Source organism: Pseudoxanthobacter sp. (assembly GCF_036822375.1).
GTDB lineage: Bacteria > Pseudomonadota > Alphaproteobacteria > Rhizobiales > Segnochrobactraceae > Pseudoxanthobacter.
Map to the genome: position 1 here is coordinate 1 of NZ_DAISHT010000333.1, position 2596 is coordinate 2596.

1 protein-coding gene and 2 pseudogenes are annotated in these 2596 nt (G+C 69.8%); 1 reads left to right on the forward strand and 2 read right to left on the reverse strand.

The window, feature by feature from the left end; genetic code table 11:
• Positions 1 to 218 (reverse strand): annotated as a pseudogene (locus V7067_RS17275) (hypothetical protein); the annotation flags it as partial.
• A gap of 223 nt (positions 219 to 441) precedes the next feature.
• The gene (gene galU / locus V7067_RS17280) at positions 442 to 1323 is read right to left on the reverse strand and encodes a UTP--glucose-1-phosphate uridylyltransferase GalU (protein WP_334177124.1); all 882 of its coding nucleotides are present in this window, start codon (positions 1321 to 1323) and stop codon (positions 442 to 444) included.
• A gap of 708 nt (positions 1324 to 2031) precedes the next feature.
• On the opposite strand from galU, the pseudogene eno reads away from it, so the two are divergent.
• Positions 2032 to 2596 (forward strand): annotated as a pseudogene (gene eno, locus V7067_RS17285) (phosphopyruvate hydratase); the annotation flags it as partial.

A 2596-nucleotide genomic window follows, 5' to 3' on the forward strand; every position in this document is an offset into this window, starting at 1 on the left:
GCCGGGGCTGCAGCCTCGGGGGCGGCCTTGTCCGTCGACGGGGCGGCCTGTCCTCCGGTGTCCGCGTGGGCGGGCCTGGCAGCCGGCGCCACGACCTCCGGGTGCGCGGCAGAGCCCGTCTTCTGCTGGGCCGGCGTATCGGCCGCATTTGCAGCAAGGGGCAGAGCCAGAAGGGCGGCTGCAACAGCACAGCGACGCGCGAACGGCAGCATAATCATGGGTGAGGAAACCTGTGGCGAAAGGCCTGTTACGGGGGCGCGGGGCCTGTTGCGGACGCGCCGCCGGCACCGGGCCGCATAACAGCAGACAGCGAAATCGGGGCCGGAGGATGGCGCAACAATGCGGCCCTGTCCACGGCGCTTTCAGCCGGGCGGCCGATAAAACAGCGCGCCGCGGCCGTCAGGCAGGCCCGGCGGGCGCCGGGCCCGCCGGGCAGGCGACTCAGAGGTCGCTGAGCAGGCGCTTCATCTCGCCGCGGAAATCGCCGCCCAGATCGTCGCGGTCCAGAGCATAGGCGACGTTGGCAGCCAGGAAGCCGATCTTGGAACCGCAGTCGTAGGTGCTGCCCTCGAAGCGCAGGGCGCGGAACGGCTCCAGATTCATCAGCGGCCGCATGGAATCGGTCAGCTGGATTTCGCCGCCGGCGCCGGCCGAACCCCGCGACAGCAGATCGAAGATCTTCGGCTGCAGGATGTAGCGGCCGGTGATGATGAGGTTGGAGGGCGCCTCTTCCCGCTTCGGCTTTTCCACCATGCCGGTCACGGTCCACAGCGGATCGCTGCCGTCGCCGATTTCGACCACGCCATACTGGTCGATCCGCTCGGGCGGCACTTCCTCCACAGCGATGACGTTGCCGCCGTGTTCGCTGTAGACGTCCATCATCTGCGACAGGCAGCCGGTCTTGCCCTTGATGAGCACGTCAGGCAGCAGCAGCGCGAACGGCTCGTTGCCGATGATGTCGCGCGCGCACCACACCGCATGGCCGAGACCGAGCGGCTCCTGCTGACGGGTGAAGCTGGTTTCGCCGGGGCGCGGACGCGCGGCGACCACGGTGCGCAGGATGTCGGTCTTGTTGCGGCGGGCGAGGGTTTCTTCCAGTTCGTAGGCGATGTCGAAGTGGTCTTCGATGACGCCCTTGTTGCGCCCGGTGACGAACACGACGTGCTCGATGCCGGCGGCGCGGGCCTCGTCGAACACGTACTGGATCACCGGGCGGTCGACGACCGTCAGCATTTCCTTCGGCATCGACTTGGTGGCCGGAAGGAAGCGGGTGCCGAGACCGGCGACGGGAATGATGGCTTTGCGGATCGGCCGCTGGCTCATTGTAACCCTCCTGGACGCGGCGGCGGGCCAGCCGCCGGTCAAGAAATGACGTTTCCGGCAGCGGAAGGCCGGTTACCCGGCCGCTGCCCGTGCGAAGCCGACAGGGAGGAGACGTGCCTCCCCGGAAAACCGGCGGCGATCCGCACGGGACCGGCACGACAGCCGTGCCGCCATCCGCCCGCCCGGACCGGCGTCCTCATATCTGCAGGCAGCGCAGAACCCCGACAGAGGCCCCCCGATGCGCACCGTTCCCCTCGATTTCCCCTCGGAAGCCGGTGCGCGCGTGCCTGAAAGCCCGTCTACTCCAGCCCCGCGGGGGCTTCAAGCACGCCACCGGCGAAGCGCAGGGTGCAAGGCACAATCGGGGCGGGGCGAATCGCCACGCTGCTGCCCGCCCGGCTCCTGCGCCGGTTCCTGCGGGGGCATCTGCGCCGCCGCCCGCGTCGTTTCCGCCGCGGTCCGGGCGGGGCGGTTCGCGGCCCGCAGGTGCCGTCCTGACACGGCCGGCGGATGGCCGCGACGGCAGGCCGCGCCCCCGCGGGGCCGTTCCGGCCCGCTGGCAGCGTTGCCGGCGGCCTGCGGGACTTGGCGCGGAGGCCGCCTTTCGGCTAAGGGAAGTCGATCTGTCCGGCTGCCGGCAGAGGCCGCCGGCCGGGCCGCCTTCACAAGTCCATCCGACGCCGAAGGGCGTCCACGAGGAGATCTCCCATGACCGCCATCGTCGATATCATCGGCCGGCAGATCCTGGACAGCCGCGGCAACCCCACCGTCGAGGTGGATGTGGTGCTTGAAGACGGCTCGTTCGGCCGGGCTGCGGTGCCCTCGGGTGCCTCGACCGGCGCCCACGAGGCGGTGGAGCTGCGCGATGGCGGGGCCGCCTGGCTCGGCAAGGGCGTCTCCAAGGCGGTGGAAGCCGTCAACGGCGATATTTTCGATGCCATCGGCGGCCGTGAGGCCGAGGACCAGATCGCCATCGATCAGGCCATGATCGAGCTGGACGGCACGCCCAACAAGAGCCGCCTCGGCGCCAATGCGATTCTCGGCGTGTCGCTGGCGGTGGCCAAGGCCGCTGCCGAGGCCGCCGGCCTGCCGCTCTACCGCTATGTCGGCGGCGCCGCCGCCCATGTGCTGCCGGTGCCGATGATGAACATCATCAACGGCGGCGTGCATGCCGATAACCCGATCGACTTCCAGGAGTTCATGATCATGCCGGCCGGCGCGCCGACCTTCTCGGAAGGTCTGCGGGCGGGCACGGAGATCTTCCACACCCTGA